Raw genomic sequence first — 17812 nt, 5'->3', positions numbered from 1 at the left:
ATGTGAAACCAAAGTTCAGAATACGTGAAAGGTAAATTCTTCATTTGCCAGTTTAATCGTATCCTCGTGTCTAATTTTCTTCTTTTCATATGCTGTTAATTTCATACCGTTAACATAGCTACCATTCGTAGAATTATTATCCTCTACAAAATACTCTCCATTACAAGAGTAGACTTTTGCATGAATTCTCCCGACAACTCTATTTGCACACATATAATCTGTATTTTTAGGATCTCTCCCTATTTTAAAAATTTCTTTGTCAATCGTTATTTTTTCATTATTGTTTTGTGCAATTAAATAAGGATATTGCGTGATGCGTTGGCTAATTCCAAGTGTTGTTGTTCCTTCCTCTTCATCCTCAGAAACAGCCCCTAGCACTGTAGTTCCTTCATTACTATTTTCTATCCAAGGATTAGACATTCCATTTCCTAAGTTGGAGCCGATATTTATCGATGTACCAGGGAGAGAATTACCCCGATATCCAGTACTATTTTCATCTAGTTCTGTTTTAGTAACACGCTTATAGTTAACTTCTTCTTCTATTTCGAGTCGTTTACTTTTTTTCTTGTCAACCTTTTTTGTACTATATTCTGAGGTTAGAACACCTTGATTGACTGAATGCTTGAATTCACTTGATCTACTTCCAGGACTATAAAAATCTGAATCATCTTCCTTAGCGGCTTGCTCCATGTTGTTACTTATGTAGGTTGGCGCTAACTCATTAAGCTTTGCTTTTAATTTCATAGCAGTTAAGTCGGCTTCTGTTGCGATGTAGTTATGCAGTTTAATAAAAAACTCCAAATCATCTGTAAGGTTATATGGTAGGGTTGATAACATTTGCCTTATAAATTCACTTAAAGAAATTTGCTCATAAACCGACTGATTATCTATAGGCAAATAGGGGATGATTAATTGGTTAGAATACGTATCGATATACATATACTTCTTATTAAATAAAAAGTTATTAGGCTGTAAACCATTATGTGCTGCTTTTATTAATGTTTCTAATAGACCACCTAAACAATTAGTCAGTTGTTGTTTGGAAACAGATCTAGATAGATAATTTTCTAAGCTTGAAGTGGAAGTGATGTCATATCTAATAAACGTGTCATCACCTGTCTTAATTGCTACACACGGTAAGATCCCCGGTACATTACTTTTTGCGATTTGATCAATAACGTTTGTAGGGACGTCTTGGTCACTGCTTACCTTATAATATAAAAAGCTTGTTGAACCGTAATCTTCTATACTTAGATCTACATGTTTAATCATTGCGATTCCACTCCAAAATACATTCTATTTGGTCACTACTTCTTGAATTGGAGGATTGACGGCTAAACCAATGTTAGCTGCCAATCCCGCCATTCCCCTATTACTTAAATGCACTAGCATTATTGTTAATTGCTGATTCTGCACTATCATAGCTTGTTACAGTAGCATCTAAAAACTTAGCATAGTTATCCACTACTTGGCGGTACTCCTCAAATCGTGGAGAAAGTGCGTTAAAGTTAGTACGAATTGTATTAGATGCATCACTATTCCAAGTTTGAGCTAGTGCATTCATTTCTTTCTTAATTTCATCAAGCTTTACGGATAAAGATTGGTTAAGATTTCGAATCTGACCAGCCGTATTGCTTACCTCATTTAAGGAAATCTTGATTCCTTCTACAGCCATTCCCTTCACCTCCTAATTCATCATTGACCTATATTAGTTAGTTAATCTCTTTGCCGCGTTGATTATATCTGTTTGTGTTTCGCGGTACGTCTTTGCACTCATGCGTAAGTATTCAGAATACTTCTGCATTAAAGAATTCATTCTATTAAAATCATCTTTGAACTCTTTAATGTGTGATACGAAAGTCATATTATCTTGACCTTGCCAAGCTGCAGCCATACCATCAACTTCGTTAAATAGTGATTTATAGATTCTTTGATATTCCCCAGCTTGCTGTTCAATTTTACTTGCAGCATTTTCTAATTTCGCCGGATCAACCGTAATCGCTCTCCCCATGTTTTCTCACCTCCTTTAAAGTGACATTTATTATGTAGTCTGTTTATAACACTTTTTACTAAGAGTTTCTTAGCAGGGAAAAAGTAACTTACAATGTTCTACGTAAGTCATTACTCACATATCTATATTTACTTGACAAAGCCTGCATATTCTTTGAGCAAACCGTAGCACCAATCCCCTTAAATTCCTGATTAATTCCATGAGATAACTCTTCTAATTCCCTAGCAATTCCATCAATTTCACGAATTATCTCTTGAATCTCTCTTTTTACAGCTGGCTTCATTTCCTACCTCCTTCTTTTTATTGAATTGCCATTGCCTTTTTATTTAAAAATGTTTCCGTTCTTTGTATCAATTCAAATGTTGTGTTTAGGTATCTAATGTTATTATTAATCCGATTATGAAAGGTTGTTAGTAAATCAGCGCGGATGATATTGTCTAAATCGAACAAATCAGCCTTCCAATATAAGCTATCTATTCTATTATTTATGCGCTTCGTTTTCCTTTTGATATATTCCAATCTACTTTCGTAGTATTTTAGTCTTGCTAGATCAACTTTTAGATAGGGTTGCACTGGAAACCCAGCACCAAATGCCCTTATCAACCCTTTAACCACAATACTTCTTACTTTTTGTTTTAATGAATCAAAGAAATTCTTTAATTCATTAATCACTAGTGTAGTAACTCCTTTTACTTTCATATAAACACCAACAGTAAGATCAGCTATTTGTTTCGCCAAAACTTCCAATCCTTTTTTAACTAAATGGATGAAGATAATAGTAGCATCCTTTATCATATAGGCAAGCTGAATTTCAGGCTGTAATTGGTTAACTTTCTGTACTATAGAAAACTGCACCCCATTCGTTAGAAATTCAGTATATGTATCTATCTCACCAGATTTAGTCTCTTCAAATCCTCCATCTATGAAGTTCACACTTGTTTCATAATGGGGATAAAAGGGGTCTGAAGTTTTTTCTTGTTTGATTTTCACTTTTAAGTCAACGTATGGTGCAAAACCGAGCTCATGAACAAAATCACCTTCATATGCAATAAATGAGAATCTATCACTCTTTAAAGCCTCTTTCTGCTCAGCATTTAAATCAGGCCAGAAAATGGGTGCTCCATTTATTACATAAGCTGACATCTTATCTTCTAAGTTATTAACAAAAACATAGGAAGCTAGATTGCCGCCTTTTGAGTGGCCTAAAATTAATATCTCCCCACCCATTTCCTTCACAGTGTTACGATAAAATTGATCCGCTTCACGTTGTTGTTGGATTTGAACCCCAATACCTGCTTCCATATTAGAAACCCAATCTGTTTTAAAATGTTCAGGATCCATCATATCCTCACTACCTCTAAAAACCGTTGCAGCATTTCCTTGATTATCTTCCCATGCATACCCAACAAATCCTGATTCTGATTCTCCGTCCATGTTTGGATTGTTATTCGTATAATCTTTTAATTTAACGTCTGCTAGATTTGAGTTTTCATATTTTTCTGGATCGTTGAAGAATTCGGATAGGGCTGCTCTTCGGGCTTCACCGCCATTTTTGGGATCACGCATAACAGTTTTCCAAAATTCTATTAGACTAATTCCATGTGGTGCACTTCTAGGTGGTATATCAAAATATGATAATTGTAATAATACATTTTTCTCCTCATCATTTAACACATTAAGTGACATAGTAACTACTCCTCGAAGGTTTCAAAATACTCGCTCAGTTGATTTGAGTTAGTAATGTTTAATCTATTATCAATTGTTATCTGTCCATATACTTTACCTATCATGTTTGACCATTGAACATTATTTACTGCTGAAGTTCTAATATAATCGGTAACATCTACTTCTTGATCTACAAATCCTATTGAAACTCCTGCCGGCTTAGTATTTGCAGTATTTGCCAACTTATTTAATTGTAAAATCTGTTCACTATATTCATTTAAACTAGGTGCTTTTGAAGTCAAAATTGCTACGTTTATTATTAAAGAACTGTCATTATGACCATTCTCGAGATAATTAAATACTGACATTTCTTTAAATGAACTATCATATCCATCTTGTGTATAAAGTAAAACTCTATATCTATAATCTATACCAGCTAAAATCTTACTAATCTCTTCTTTATAATGCTTGGTAAGCTCATCTTGCCATATAGATAAAACATAGTTATCATAGTACTCTCCTTCATGGTCACGGTCTTCACCAGCTAAAAACACATGCTCTGGTTTACCTTCCGGATGGACAATGACTTTATCTGCTCCATACATTTGTTTAAAGGCCTCGCTACCTTCCTTAAAAGCTTCCACCTCAAACTTTTCATCATATTTTTCTTCTAGATAAGCTAAAATGGCCTCTTGCGATGATGCTTTACTCATACAGCCCGTCACTCCTATTGATAGCATTAGTAAAATCAAAATGAATATTGGTCTCCTTTTCAACCTCGCACCTCGCCCTTCTTGATCCACATTTCCAATTGACGATCAATATTTATTTGTTTCTTAATACTTATCAACATCCATGATTGGGTGATAGGCATTAAGTAACAAACAAATATCATAAAATATCCTCCCATGCATAGCCAACAAATCCTGGTTCTGATTCACCTTGCATGTTTGGATTGTTATTCGCATAATCTTTTAATTTGACGTCTGCTAGATTTGAGTTTTCGTATTTTTCTGGGTCATTGAAGAATTCGGGTAGTGCAACTCAAGGGCTTCACTAACGTTTTTTGATTTCTCATTGCTTCCTTCTAAGCTGTTTGCAAATCAAAATAAGATAATTGTAATAATATGTTCTATTCTTATTCATATAAATTAATTATCGACATTTATTACTCCTCCATTGGTCGATAATACTCTTCAATTTGACTTGGATCTGTAATCTCAAATTGCTTGTGTATTGTAAGGGTGCCATACACTTTACCAATCATATTTGACCAAGGTACATTGTTTACCTCTGATGTTCTAATGTAGTCTTTGACACCAGTTGACTTTTCAACAACCCCTATAGAAACACGACTTGATTCTGCATCAATATTATTAACTAGTTTATATAATTCATAAATTTGCCCTTTGTAATTATTTATATTGGGATCACTACTTTCTTTAATTGCTAACTTTAATGCAATGCTAGCATCCTGTTTGTTATTAGATAAATATTCAAATACTGACATTCCTTTATTCGATCCGTTGTAACCATCTTGTGAATATATTAAAATTCTGTACTCATAATCAAGCCCTGTTAATATTTTACTTATTTCCTCTTTATAATGCTTTGTAAGCTCATTTTGCCATATAGATAGGACATAATTATCATAGTACTCACCCTCATGGTCACGGTCTTCACCAGCTAAAAACACATGCTCCGGGTTTCCCTCAGGATGAGCAATTAACTCGTCGCCTCCATACATTTGCTTTAAAGCCTCATTACCCTCATCAAAAGCTTCCACCTCAAACCTTTCATCATATTTTTCCTCTAGATAGGTTAAAATGGCCTCTTGCGATGATGCTTTACTCATACAGCCCGTCACTCCTATTGATAGCATTAGTAAAATCAAAATGAATATTGGTCTCCTTTTCAACCTCCCACCTCACCCTTCTTGACCTATATTTCCAATTGAACGATCAATATTTATTTGTTTCTTAATACTTATCAACATTCATGATTGGGTGATAGGCATTAAGAAATAAACAAATATGATAAAATATCATCCCATGCATAGCCAACAAATCTAATTCTGTTTTTCCATCCATGTTTGGATTGTTATTCGCATAATCTTTTAATTTAACATCTGCTAGATTTGAGTTTTCATATTTTTCTGGATCGTTGAAGAATTCGGATAGGGCTGCTCTTCGGGCTTCACCGCCATTATCACCTGACATTCTTTTTGCCCTATTCCAGATTTCTTTTATACTCTTACCTTTTATTCTTTCCTCAGGTAAATTGAAATAAGATAGTTGTAATAAAATATTTTTTTCTTCGTCATTTAAATGAGATATAGACATTTAATGTCACTCTCCATCCATTTCAATGTATTGATTGATATCCTTAGGCGTAGAAATATCCAGTGTGTTATCTATAACGACTGTTCCAAACACCTTGCCTTTCATATTAGACCAAGGAGTATTATTGATTGAAGATGTTCTAATATAATCAGACACATCAGCAGTTCCCCCTACAAACCCTATTGATAGGGTTGTAGACTCAACATCTACTGCTTTTACCAGTTGAAATAAATCAAAAACCCTCTTATTATATTTATTTAAATTTGTATTACTATTTGTTTTAACAGCCATTTTCAAAACTAGCCCTACATCCTTATTTATATTTTTAAAGTAATCCATTGCAGACATCCCTATCATAGAACTATCATATTTATCATCTTCAATATAGATTAAGAACCTATACTCATAATCACTGTCTATAAAGATACTTTTAATCTCTTTCTCATAATGCCTCGTCAATTCATCTGACCATATAGATAAAACGTAATTATCATAATACTCACCCTCATGATCACGGTCTTCACCGGCTAAAAACACATGCTCTAGTTTACCTTCCGGGTGTACAATTACCTTATCCGCTCCATACATTTGTTTAAATGTGTCGCTACCTTCTTTAAAAGCTTCCACCTCAAACTTTTCATCATATTTTTCTTCTAAATAGGTTAAAATGGCTTCTTGCGATGACACTTCACTCATACAGCCCGTCACCCCTAGTACTAACATTAGTAAACTCAAAATGAATATTGTTCTCTTTTTCAACCTCCCCCCTCCTTGCTCCACTTTTCCAATTAATCGATCAATATTTATTTATTTCTTAATACTTATCAACATTCATAATCGGGTGATAGGCATTAAGAAATAAACAAATATGATAAAATATCTTCCAATGCATAGCCAACAAATCTAATTCGTTTTCCGTACATGCTTGATTGTTATTCCAATAGTCTTTTAATTTCACGTCTGCTAGATTTGAGTTTTCATATTTTCTGGTTCGTTGGAGAATTCGGATAACTGCGATATTCGCCTCCGTTTTCATCAGAATACCTGATTGCTTTTTTCCATATCTCTCTTAAGCTTAGCTCTTGGTTCTCTGCAATTGGCAATTCAAAATGGGATAATTGTAATAAGGTATTTTTTTCTTCATCATTCAAATTATTAGTTGCCATTGTTTATTTCCTCATAGGTTGATAGTACTCTGCAATTTGACTTGAGTCAGATATTTCAAATTGTTTATGAACTGCAAGCGTTCCATACATTTTTCCAATCATGTTTGACCAAGGTACATTGTTTACTGCTGACGTTCTAATATAATCTTTAACATCTGTTGATTTATCGACGAATCCAATGGAAACACTATTTGATTCAGTATTTGTGCTATTTATTAATTTATATAAATCGTATATTTCATTGGAATACTCATCTATATTTGGTCGTTGATTTTCTTTAACAGCTAAGTTTAATATAATATCAGCATCATGATTTACATTGGCAAGATAGTCAAAGACTGACATTTCAATCATTGTCTTATCGTATTTTTCTCCTACAACATATAACAAGATCCTATATTCATAATCTACCCCCGTTAAAATTTCACTTATTTCTTTTTCAAAATGCTTAGTAAGTTCATCCGACCATATAGATAAAATATAATTATCATAATATTTACCATCATGTTCTCTATATTCACCAGCTAAAAACACATGCTCTGGTTTACCTTCCGGATGGACAATGACTTTATCTGCCCCATACATTTGTTTAAATGCGTCGCTCCCTTCTTTAAAAGCTTCCACCTCAAACTTTTCATCATATTTTTCTTCTAGATAGGTTAAAATAGCTTCTTGCGATGACACTTCACTCATACAGCCCGTCACGCCCATTAATAATATTAGTAAAATCAAAATGAATATTGTTCTCTTTTTCAACCTCCCCCCTCCTTGATCCACTTTTCCAATTGATCGATCAATATTTATTCGTTTCTTAATACTTATCAACATTCATGATTGGGTGATAGGCATTAAGTAATAAACAAATCCTGATTCTGATTTCCACCTTATTCGGATAGAGCCTTCCTGCGAATTTCACAGCGAATTTCACAGCTATTTTCAGAATCTCTCATAGCTTGACCAATGTCCTTCAAACTTGCACCTTTTACGTTCTTCGTTAAATCAAAATACAATAACTGCAACAATATATTATTTCTTCATCATTTAAGTTATTAAGTGACATTTTTATCACTCCTCAAACCCTTCATAGTACTGGTTTACGTGCTCTGGTTTATGAATATTATGCAGCGTATCTACAGTAACAGCCCCATATACATCACCAACCAGATTAGACCATTGAATATTATTTACAGCAGATGTTCTAATATAATCCACTATTTTTGTAGACTCATTAACAAAGCCAACTGATACAGTGACATCCTTAACACCTGTACCCTCTATTAACTTTAATAAATTTAAGATCTGTTTGTTATATTGATTAATATTTGGACCCTCCGAGGTTTTAATTGCAACATTCAAAATTAACCAGACATCTTTATTATCTTTCAAATAATCAAAAATAGATTTATCCATATCCGAACTGTCACTTTTTTCATCAAGAATGTTTAATCTAACCTCATAATTCCTTTCTAATAATATATTATTGATCTCTTTCTCATAATGCCTCGTCAATTCATCTGACCATATAGATAAAACGTAATTATCATAGTACTCACCCTCATGGTCACGGTCTTCACCAGCTAAAAACACATGCTCTGGTTTACCTTCCGGATGTACAATTATTTTATCCGCTCCATACATTTGTTTAAATGTGTCGCTACCTTCTTTAAAAGCTTCCACCTCAAACTTTTCATCATATTTTTCTTCTAGATAGGTTAAAATAGCCTCTTGCGATGACGATTCACTCATACAGCCCGTCATTCCTATTAATAACATTAGTACTATCACTATGAATATTGTTCCTCTCTTCAACCTCACACCTCCCTACCTTGTTATATTTTCCAACTGGTCGATCTTAATATTTATTTGTACTCATGATTGAGTGATAGGCATTAAGTAAGTAACAAACAACTATCACAAAATATCCTCCCATGCATAGTCAAATTTTTAATTCTATTCTTTGGCGGAAAATTAAAAATAAAATAATTGAAGTAGTATATTTTTTTCCTCATCATTTAAATTGTTTAGTGTCGATCATTCCGCTAACTTTTCATAATATTCTTCTACTTTATCTGGACTATTAATATCCAATCTATTATCCAAAGTTACAGTTCCATATACTTCCCCTACCATGTTTGACCATGGAGTATTATTTATCGCCGAGGTTCTAATATAATCTTTGACATCAGCTGAATTATGTACAAAACCAATTGACACACCCGTTGTTTTAACATTTATAGCATTTGCTAATTGCAACAATTCATAAATTGCCTTTTTATATTCTTTAATATCAGGTGAATCTGACGTCTTAATCGCTACACTAAATGTTAGTGAACCCTCATTATTCTCAGTTTCAAAATAGTCAAATGCTGACATACTTTTCATTGTCTTATCATAATTTTCTCCTAATACATACAATAAAACTCTATACTCATAATCCATCCCAACGAGAATTTCACTAATTTTTTCATCATAATGTCTTGTTAATTCATCTTGCCATATCGACAAAACATAATTATCATAATACTCCCCATCTCGCTCTCGGTACTCACCAGCCAGAAACACATGCTCCGGTTTTCCCACAGGATGAGCAATTAATTCGTCACCTCCATACATTTGCTTTAAAGCCTCATTACCCTCATCAAAAGCTTCCACCTCAAACTTTTCATCATATTTTTCTTCTAAATAGGTTAAAATGGCCTCTTGCGATGAAGCTTCACTCATACAGCCCGTCACGCCCATTAATAACATTAGTAAAATCAAAATGAATATTGTTCTCTTTTTCAACCTCACACCTCACCCTCATGATGTTTAAAAGATGATGATCATATTCCCCATTGGCATTACAATACGATGCCAATGGGTGAGCAAGTAACAATTAGTTAGTACATGTTCATGACAAACAAAATTAAAGGTGCTTGATTGTACAGAATCTCCTCGTAATCCACAATAGTATTTTCATTTAAACCAACATCAACTTTGAACCGTTTATTAATCCTATTTCCTCCGCCGTAGCATTGATGTCTAAAATGATTCCTGTATCCCTTTCACACAACACTGTATCTTTCGTACTTCGATAATACCCTTGAGAAAGTTCTGTCATTGTATTGGATACAAGGTGCACCACTTCATGTATCTTACTTTCTATAGGGACAAACACATCAAAGGTTTGACTGGATGCAGGAACATATATTTCTACTAAGACCTTATCCATACACTAGCTCCTCCTCAGTAGCGGTAGTAGTTAGTAATTTAACAAGTCTTGGATTACCTTTTGTTACTACATAGCCAAATTCTTCTGGTATTTCCTTATACAGTTCCGTTGACATTTTTAACTTCAATGCAAATTGATCAGTAATTCCATTACCAATCCATATTAAATCACTTAGTGACACATGTTTTTTATACCATTCATCAAAAGAAAACGTATTAAGCTTATCAGGACTATCTGATATAATAATCGTTACTTGAAGGCCTTCACCTTTATCCAGGAACACCTTCAATTTGTCCAGGCTGTCATCAGATAAATAGTTTTGGAGCTCTGAGAATGAATCAATTAAACAAACTATGTCATCAAAGACTGGTTTCTCTAAACCATTTTCTATAGCATCCTTTAGCGTGTTATTTCGGTGTACAAGCGTATCAAATAACTGAATAGCTTTGTTCTCAAGTTGCGTAGGTCCTGAAACATATTGATAACTACTGTGCAACGTAGAATCAAAGTTCTCACTAGGATCAAGTACAATAACTTCACGCTCTGTTCCAATAGAAAGTAAATTGGCAAAGCCCTCCATAAACGGACTACAGTCACTTCCACTACTCGCAAGTACTAGGTTAATGTAACTTTCAAAGTTAAAGTTACAGATCTCAAGCGATTGTTTCTCTACGCCAATTGGTAGCCTCATGGATTGCTTATTTCGAATTTCATCTAACAAATATTCAACATCTACATGCGCTGGAAGAGTAGGGATCTTTTTAGCTCCCGACTTCCCCCACCTGTTTTGATAATTTAAACAATACTCTGTAATGAACTGATAATTATCTTCCACTTGTTCAGAAATCTTTGCTACTTGAAACTCATAAACCTCATCCGTTTTGAATATCCCTCTCCCTTTAAATTTCGAAGGATAAACACCATCTACATTCCCTATTACACCTGAGTAGTCAGAAGGGTCATTCAACTGCAATAAATACATTTGCTTAAAGTTTTGTAGTAATCTAAAACGAATTGCTCCCGTATTAGATGCAGTAACGATAAAGTAGATTCCATATTTGGTTCCCTCTCTCGTTAAAAATGATACGGTTTCTTCATATTCTTCAAAAATCTCAGAGAAGACAGCATAATTATGTATGATCACAACAACAGATGGAAGGCTATCAGCTGCTTGCCTGTTATAGGTTAAGAAGTCCCCCCCATAATTCGAGAATAGCTTCTTCCTCTTTTCAATTTCACTGCCCAACATCTTAAATAAGTTCGCGATTTTTTCACTATCATTAGATAGCATGACATCCCCAATGTGTGGCGCTTGTTTAAACCACGTCATCGTTTCTGAACCAAAATCAAGTAAATAGAGATTCACTTCATCTGGTGTATGAGCCTCCATTAGTGAGTAAACCAATGTTGAAATGAAAGTTGTTTTCCCAGAGCCTGCCACACCGTAGATAATCGAATTTCCATCCTCTGTGATAGGCATCCGAAGTACCTCTTGCTTTTGATTAGCCGGATCATCATATTCACCAATAATCGGGTTAAGCACAGTTGCATTATCCTCAAGAGATGGGTATTTATTAAGTAAATTATCAAGATAAATATGCTCAGGTATTGGCTCTAACCATAGTTGCTTCACTTTAATCTTTTCTTTTGCAGCTAAACTAGCTAAGTACTTGGTTACTTCATCAAGCTGTTTTGGTGGATTTTTTACCTTTGTGTGCTTCTCTAATCGCGCATTTTTAATAACGCGACCCAAGTTATCGATCACAACTACACTATCATCCTTAGACTTTTCCACCTTGTCAGTTGGATAATATGGTGCTCCACCCCAGGCAGACTGACCAAGTTCAAATACTTCGTTATAACCGACCTGCAAGTAAAAGCGTCCAGTTGTTGAGAGCTCAGCAGCATCAGGTCGTTTAATAACCTCCATGCTGTCAGCCTTCTCTTGTACTTTTAAACTAATACGAAATTTACTGTTACTCCAAATTTGATCATCAACAACACCGGAAGGCTTTTGTGTAGCAAGAATAAGGTGCACACCAAGGCTTCGACCAATCCTCGCAGCAGAAACTAATTGATCCATGAATTCTGGTTGCTGTGTTTTTAACTCAGCAAACTCATCTGAAATCATGAACAAATGCTGTAACGGTTCAGTAACTACACCTTCTCGATAAAGTTTCTGGTACTTGTATATGTCAATATTACTCTCGTTTATACGTCTACTAGTTTCACTAAAAATTGCTTGGCGACGTTTTAGTTCACTTTGGATCGAGATTAGCGATCGCTTGACTGCTGCACCGTCCAAGTTAGTAATCGTTCCAGCCAGGTGAGGTAGTTCATGGAATGCATTGGCCATCCCACCACCCTTATAATCTATTAAAATAAACGAAACTTCGTCTGGGTGGTAATTAACGGCAAGTGACAAAATAAACGTCATAATAAATTCACTCTTACCTGAACCTGTCATACCGGCAATTAAACCATGAGGACCATGGTATTTCTCATGAAGGTCCAGTTTAAACAATTCGCCAGAGGTGCGGACACCAATTGGAGTTTCGATCGTCAAGGTAGGATTATTTTCTTTCCATCGTGTAAGTGCATTTAAGTGTTCAATTTTACCGACACCAAACATTTCTAAAAAGGTAAGCATCTCAGGTAATGTGTACTCTTCCACAGAACTAGATAGCTGGATGTTCGCAAGTTGAACCGCTAAATCAGTTGCATCCTCTGGCATGTACACATCCACATCAAACGCAGTAAATTGACCTGTGATATCGTCTTTGTCATAAATTTTTGATGTTTCGTCGTTTAATTCGACAACCATCGTCGATTCTTTTGGTAGATCCTTCAACTCGTCATATAACGTTAGTAAACTAAAACCGATATTTTTCTTTTCTTTTAATAATAGATTGATCATTTCTGCCTTTGATGCCAGTGCTTTGTTCATAGAAAAGACCACATAATGTTGGGTTAGTTCCCCTAACTCGTTTCCATCAAATTCAGATCTACGGCTTATCTCTTTTTCCAGATAAGCTGATAACTCCTTCACTTCATTAGCATCGGACGCAACAAAACGGACTGCTTTTCCCTCATCCCATACATGAGGTAGCCATCTCAGAAATTGCCATACATCTTGTTCATCTTTATCATAAATAAATACTAGTTTTAACTCGTCGTAACTATGTAAGGCTGTCAATTGAAAAATTAGCCCTTTAACCATGTCTTGAACTAATTTCCGTTTACCAATAATTCCCGTAATCGGCTCTTCAATTAAGGAAAGCGTAACTGGAACATCCTTTAATGTCTTTGGTGTATCAGCTAATTTATATAGTTCATCTTGAAGATTGTCGTCATCTAATGAGAATTTCTTCTCCGGAAACTTAATTTCCGCATTTAAAGGGACATCGCCTATGCCGAGTCTCAATTTCAAGAAATCATTCTGTCCAATTACTCTTTCCCATAAATTTCGATCACGGATGCGAATTCTGTTAATACAATCATTAAGTGGAATATGATTTTCATGGAGTATTTCACTTTGGTGCCTACATTCCTCCTCAATGACAACTTTCATATCTTCTAAGTACTTTTTATATTTTTCTTGTCTTATTTTTTCATTTTCTTTTTTCTTTTTCTTCTCATGCTTCTTCGTAAGAATAGGCCATAACACTGTCCCAAGTAACATACTTAAAGACATCATCAGCGTCGGTAGAGCATACATAATATCGCCATTAGTTCGCATTACATTTTGTAAAGTAAATAAACCAGTAAATAAAGAAGCCATCCCCATCGTAATAGATGGACCTAGCATCAACATTAATGGAGTCTCCTCCATGTTATTTTGTTGCGGAGGAGGATCAATCTTGATTTCAGTATTTTCGATATCACGCTTAAATCGTGGGGAACGATAAAATAAATCCTTTGTTTCTTCTTCCACATTAAAGTCATCTAACTCGTCCTCATCTTCCATAACCGGTTCTTCAGGTTGGTAAGGTTGAAAGGCATGTTTATCTAAAAAAACAGATAAATCTGGATTATTTAGAGAGAGAAGTCTACCATTATAAATAATTTTCAAACCCATTAGATAGATAACGTCGCCGACGATTAACTCCTTTTCCTCAATTCGCTCACCATTAACATAGGTCCCATTTGCACTATGTAAATCTTTGATTACAGCTGCATTTTGATTGAATTCAATTACACAGTGAGAACTAGATACTAGTTTATTTGCAAAACAAATCTGGGAATCCTTAGCACGACCTATTTTTATACTATTGGAAGTAACATAATGCTTAGTGTACTCATTTCTGTCCTGAGTACCTGAAGGCTCTACATATAATAGTGCAGGGGCTGATTGATTATCCCTAAATATTGTGTATGTTTGATAAGGCTTTATCGCTGTATTAATTAAGATTTGGTTGTCTGTCGTTTTTAAAAAAGCAGTTTTGTTTGATTTTAAATACCAAACTCCGTCCTCTGCTTCTATTGCCATCAAGTCTACAGACTGCTCCTTATCATCAACGGTCGTAAGTATGTATCTACCAGTAATTGTTTCAGGTAAAACCAAATTTAGTGCTTTACCTTGATCAAATAACGTTAATATCAATTTCATCGCTCCCCTGCGAAATCCTAAACTTAGGTTACCCTTTGGTTATGTTTACTGGATTGGCTTAACCCCAGTCTTAAGAAATACATATTAAAAAGATTCGTCCCCTGAGACAACAGGAAACATTGGTGTTACTTGTTTAAGATTTTGCTCATCCATGTAATCAATTAATAATCGAAAACCAACCTCTGTATCTTTTTCTAAATCGCCAAACAGACATATGGAAATCACATTATCAATACTATAGATTGGAGCATTGACACCTATGATTCCATCACCGTAAACATCAAAATAAATATTTAAAAAGGGTTCTGTTAAGGAGAGTTACTGAACTTTTACACAAGCTTTAGAACCTTATGTATTCCCTCTAAATCCTTGTCTATATTAACTACAGCATTTTGCTGAACATAAAAAGTGTATTCTGTGGATTAATTTATGGTATTGATTTTATCAACCTGTACTGTAAATCCCATCGAACTTGACTATCGTACTAATGACATTTTGAAGTACATGGACATCGTTTAATGTTCATTATTTACATCCCCTGATTTCTCATTTTTGTATGGTAAAACATTACTAATTTACTATTGGGGATAAAATACATGAGGTTTCTGTATTGTCTGATTAAAGTCGACACAATACTATTAAATTCATCAAATCGTTGAAGTTAAAAAATATATATAGTTATGAAAATAATGGAAAACAGCCTAAAACAAATTTACATCTTATACCATTTGAAATGAATAGGTAAAATTAGTTAATTTTATTCCTTTATAAACAGGTAAAAAGTTCTAGTTTTTAAATGTGAAGGGGGCTATTGTCACCATAGTTAATACGGTTAAATACATTTCATGAGGATATATACTTATTTTACATCTGTTAAAAGTCTCGAGTTCGATATACTTGAATATAGGTGATTATGTATAACTATTAAAAAAACTCTTTTCAAACTCCGGATTGGTAGTTGAAAAGAGTTTTTGTTTGATTGTTTAGTTAATTTTGCGATTTTTCCAACTCTCAGGCATTTCTACAATGAAAGATTTGAATCTGAATTTGCAATAGGAAATGAGGAAAAACTCAGGCCAACCATTGCAATTCCGTATTGGAGTCCTACACAGAAAAGTAACGCAATGTATAAATCTAAGTTACACCCAAAATTTCCAAGCGTTTGACCAATTAAGCCTCCAAACATAGTAACCGCGAAAAATTCCAGTCAACTTGGTTTCTGATTGATTCGAGGTGATTTTCTACGTTGGGAATGGTGTTGTATGTAGAAGGAAACTGTGTAATTATATTATAAATATAATCGACTTTTATATCTATTTCACCCAAGAAAATCCTCCTTCTAGTCAGCTTGCTTCATCTCTCTTAATCTTTCAAGGCGCTCCAACCTTGCACGTTCTCTTGCTTCTTCCTCTCGCTTTATTTCATAAGCAGTTGAAACAATGTCGGATCCAACAGAATCTAATTCAGAAGAAAGTCTGCTAATCTCACTGTTAATTTTACTAACTGCAGCATTAATATAAGTTATCTCATCCGCTTTCCATCCATGATTAACATTTTGCAGAAAACCATTTAATTTAGTTTTCACACCTCTTAATTGATCAGCGTTTCTATGGATGGAATTTGCTTGATATTTTGCGGCACTAACGTTAATTCCCAATTTCATTCACCTACTTTTACAAATACTTTAGCGTCAAAACACACCTATGTTAAACTTACATCTTTTTACAAATAGATGAAATAGGAAATTACGGTTAATTTTCTAATAGGGAGGTAGTCAAATAGTGCTAATGATCGTCTTTTTGTTCGTAATAGTAATTTTAGTACTGTTTGTATAAATAAAAAGGATTCCCTAGTATTTCGGAAATCCTTTTGAGCAAACATCTTATTCACTTTTTTGATAACTCATTTATTATTCGTTGTACTTCTTCACCAATAGCTTTATCCTTAAGTGCAAATTCAATCGTCGTTCTAACAAACCCTAGCTTTTCCCCAACATCATAACGATCGCCCTCAAAGTTATACGCATAAACGTTTTGAATCTGATTAAGCATTTGGATGGCATCCGTTAGTTGAATTTCTCCACCTGCACCAATTTGCTGTTTATCTAAAAAGCCAAATATTTCTGGTGTGAAGACATAACGACCTGTTATCGCCAAATTAGATGGAGCTGTTCCTTGTTTTGGCTTCTCCACGAAATGGTTGACTTGGTATCTACGGCCAACATTTTCTCCCGGATCAATAATTCCATATCGATGTGTTTCCGAATACTCTACTTCTTGAACACCAATAACCGAGGATTCCGTCTCCTCATATTGGTTAATGATCTGCTTCAGAGCTGGAACCTGACTCTGTACTAAATCATCCCCAAGTAAAACGGCGAAAGGCTCGTCCCCGATGAAATTACGAGCACACCAGACAGCATGACCTAAACCTTTTGGCTCTTTTTGTCTAATATAATGAATATCAGCCAAAACGGATGAATGATGAACTTTGGCCAGTAAATCGAGCTTTCCTTTTTCAGCTAAATTTCTTTCTAATTCAGGTGCTGCATCAAAATGATCTTCAATTGCTCGCTTTCCTTTTCCGGTTACGATTATGATATCCTCAATCCCAGAAGCCACTGCTTCTTCAACAATGTACTGAATAGTTGGTTTATCCACAATTGGTAACATTTCTTTCGGCATTGCTTTCGTAGCAGGAAGAAACCTTGTCCCTAACCCAGCAGCTGGAATAATTGCTTTTTTAACTTTCTTTACCATTCTGAATTTCCTCCATTCGTTGATAACTACCTTTAATCATACGACTCCG

20 protein-coding genes are annotated in these 17812 nt (G+C 34.6%); all 20 read right to left on the bottom strand.

Going from position 1 to position 17812, the window contains the following annotated elements; genetic code table 11:
* Window positions 1–15: 15 nt before the first annotated feature.
* A complete protein-coding gene (locus tag H7K77_RS18515) occupies window positions 16–1272 on the bottom strand; it encodes a DUF6382 domain-containing protein (RefSeq protein ID WP_186580087.1) in 1257 nt (418 codons plus the stop codon).
* A gap of 100 nt (window positions 1273–1372) precedes the next feature.
* Window positions 1373–1675, bottom strand: coding sequence for a pore-forming ESAT-6 family protein (locus H7K77_RS18510; protein ID WP_186580085.1), 303 nt, complete (start codon window positions 1673–1675; stop codon window positions 1373–1375).
* A 33-nt stretch (window positions 1676–1708) separates the two neighbouring features.
* Entirely contained in the window at window positions 1709–2011 is a 303-nt protein-coding gene (locus tag H7K77_RS18505) for a WXG100 family type VII secretion target (protein WP_186580083.1), read from the bottom strand.
* Window positions 2012–2099: 88 nt separating this feature from the next.
* Window positions 2100–2294, bottom strand: a complete 195-nt coding sequence (locus tag H7K77_RS18500; protein ID WP_186580081.1) for a hypothetical protein — start codon at window positions 2292–2294, stop codon at window positions 2100–2102.
* A 17-nt stretch (window positions 2295–2311) separates the two neighbouring features.
* Window positions 2312–3697, bottom strand: a complete 1386-nt coding sequence (locus H7K77_RS18495) for an Mbeg1-like protein (protein ID WP_186580079.1) — start codon at window positions 3695–3697, stop codon at window positions 2312–2314.
* A 5-nt stretch (window positions 3698–3702) separates the two neighbouring features.
* A complete protein-coding gene (locus H7K77_RS18490) occupies window positions 3703–4416 on the bottom strand; it encodes a hypothetical protein (protein ID WP_222599449.1) in 714 nt (237 codons plus the stop codon).
* 32 nt (window positions 4417–4448) lie between these two features.
* Entirely contained in the window at window positions 4449–4571 is a 123-nt protein-coding gene (locus H7K77_RS21605; RefSeq protein ID WP_268911935.1) for a hypothetical protein, read from the bottom strand.
* A gap of 273 nt (window positions 4572–4844) precedes the next feature.
* A complete protein-coding gene (locus H7K77_RS18485; RefSeq protein WP_186580075.1) occupies window positions 4845–5531 on the bottom strand; it encodes a hypothetical protein in 687 nt (228 codons plus the stop codon).
* Between the two features lie 124 nt (window positions 5532–5655).
* Window positions 5656–6018, bottom strand: coding sequence for a hypothetical protein (locus H7K77_RS18480; protein ID WP_186580073.1), 363 nt, complete (start codon window positions 6016–6018; stop codon window positions 5656–5658).
* Between the two features lie 6 nt (window positions 6019–6024).
* Entirely contained in the window at window positions 6025–6777 is a 753-nt protein-coding gene (locus H7K77_RS18475; RefSeq protein ID WP_186580072.1) for a hypothetical protein, read from the bottom strand.
* Window positions 6778–6832: 55 nt separating this feature from the next.
* Complete coding sequence (locus H7K77_RS21095) at window positions 6833–6976, bottom strand: hypothetical protein (RefSeq protein ID WP_222599448.1); 144 nt, start codon at window positions 6974–6976, stop codon at window positions 6833–6835.
* A gap of 19 nt (window positions 6977–6995) precedes the next feature.
* The gene (locus H7K77_RS18470; RefSeq protein WP_186580070.1) at window positions 6996–7184 is read right to left on the bottom strand and encodes a hypothetical protein; all 189 of its coding nucleotides are present in this window, start codon (window positions 7182–7184) and stop codon (window positions 6996–6998) included.
* 3 nt (window positions 7185–7187) lie between these two features.
* Window positions 7188–7940, bottom strand: coding sequence for a hypothetical protein (locus tag H7K77_RS18465; RefSeq protein ID WP_186580069.1), 753 nt, complete (start codon window positions 7938–7940; stop codon window positions 7188–7190).
* 309 nt (window positions 7941–8249) lie between these two features.
* A complete protein-coding gene (locus tag H7K77_RS18460) occupies window positions 8250–8993 on the bottom strand; it encodes a hypothetical protein (protein ID WP_186580067.1) in 744 nt (247 codons plus the stop codon).
* Between the two features lie 222 nt (window positions 8994–9215).
* The gene (locus H7K77_RS18455; protein ID WP_186580065.1) at window positions 9216–9968 is read right to left on the bottom strand and encodes a hypothetical protein; all 753 of its coding nucleotides are present in this window, start codon (window positions 9966–9968) and stop codon (window positions 9216–9218) included.
* A gap of 175 nt (window positions 9969–10143) precedes the next feature.
* Complete coding sequence (locus tag H7K77_RS18450) at window positions 10144–10395, bottom strand: methyltransferase (protein ID WP_186580063.1); 252 nt, start codon at window positions 10393–10395, stop codon at window positions 10144–10146.
* Window positions 10388–15004, bottom strand: a complete 4617-nt coding sequence (gene essC, locus H7K77_RS18445) for a type VII secretion protein EssC (RefSeq protein ID WP_235988997.1) — start codon at window positions 15002–15004, stop codon at window positions 10388–10390. The genes H7K77_RS18450 and essC overlap by 8 nt, the downstream gene beginning before the upstream one ends.
* A gap of 84 nt (window positions 15005–15088) precedes the next feature.
* Entirely contained in the window at window positions 15089–15229 is a 141-nt protein-coding gene (locus tag H7K77_RS18440) for a hypothetical protein (protein ID WP_186580059.1), read from the bottom strand.
* 1114 nt (window positions 15230–16343) lie between these two features.
* Complete coding sequence (locus tag H7K77_RS18435; protein WP_222599447.1) at window positions 16344–16667, bottom strand: hypothetical protein; 324 nt, start codon at window positions 16665–16667, stop codon at window positions 16344–16346.
* A gap of 223 nt (window positions 16668–16890) precedes the next feature.
* Window positions 16891–17763 (bottom strand): UTP--glucose-1-phosphate uridylyltransferase GalU, encoded by an 873-nt coding sequence (gene galU, locus H7K77_RS18430; RefSeq protein WP_186580055.1) that lies wholly within the window; start codon window positions 17761–17763, stop codon window positions 16891–16893.
* Window positions 17764–17812: the final 49 nt, after the last annotated feature.

It is taken from the genome of Aquibacillus kalidii, from assembly GCF_014280935.1.
Classification (GTDB): domain Bacteria; phylum Bacillota; class Bacilli; order Bacillales; family Amphibacillaceae; genus Aquibacillus_D; species Aquibacillus_D kalidii.
The sequence above is the reverse complement of the archived record's forward strand: the minus strand, read 5'-3'. Positions and strand labels throughout refer to the sequence as shown.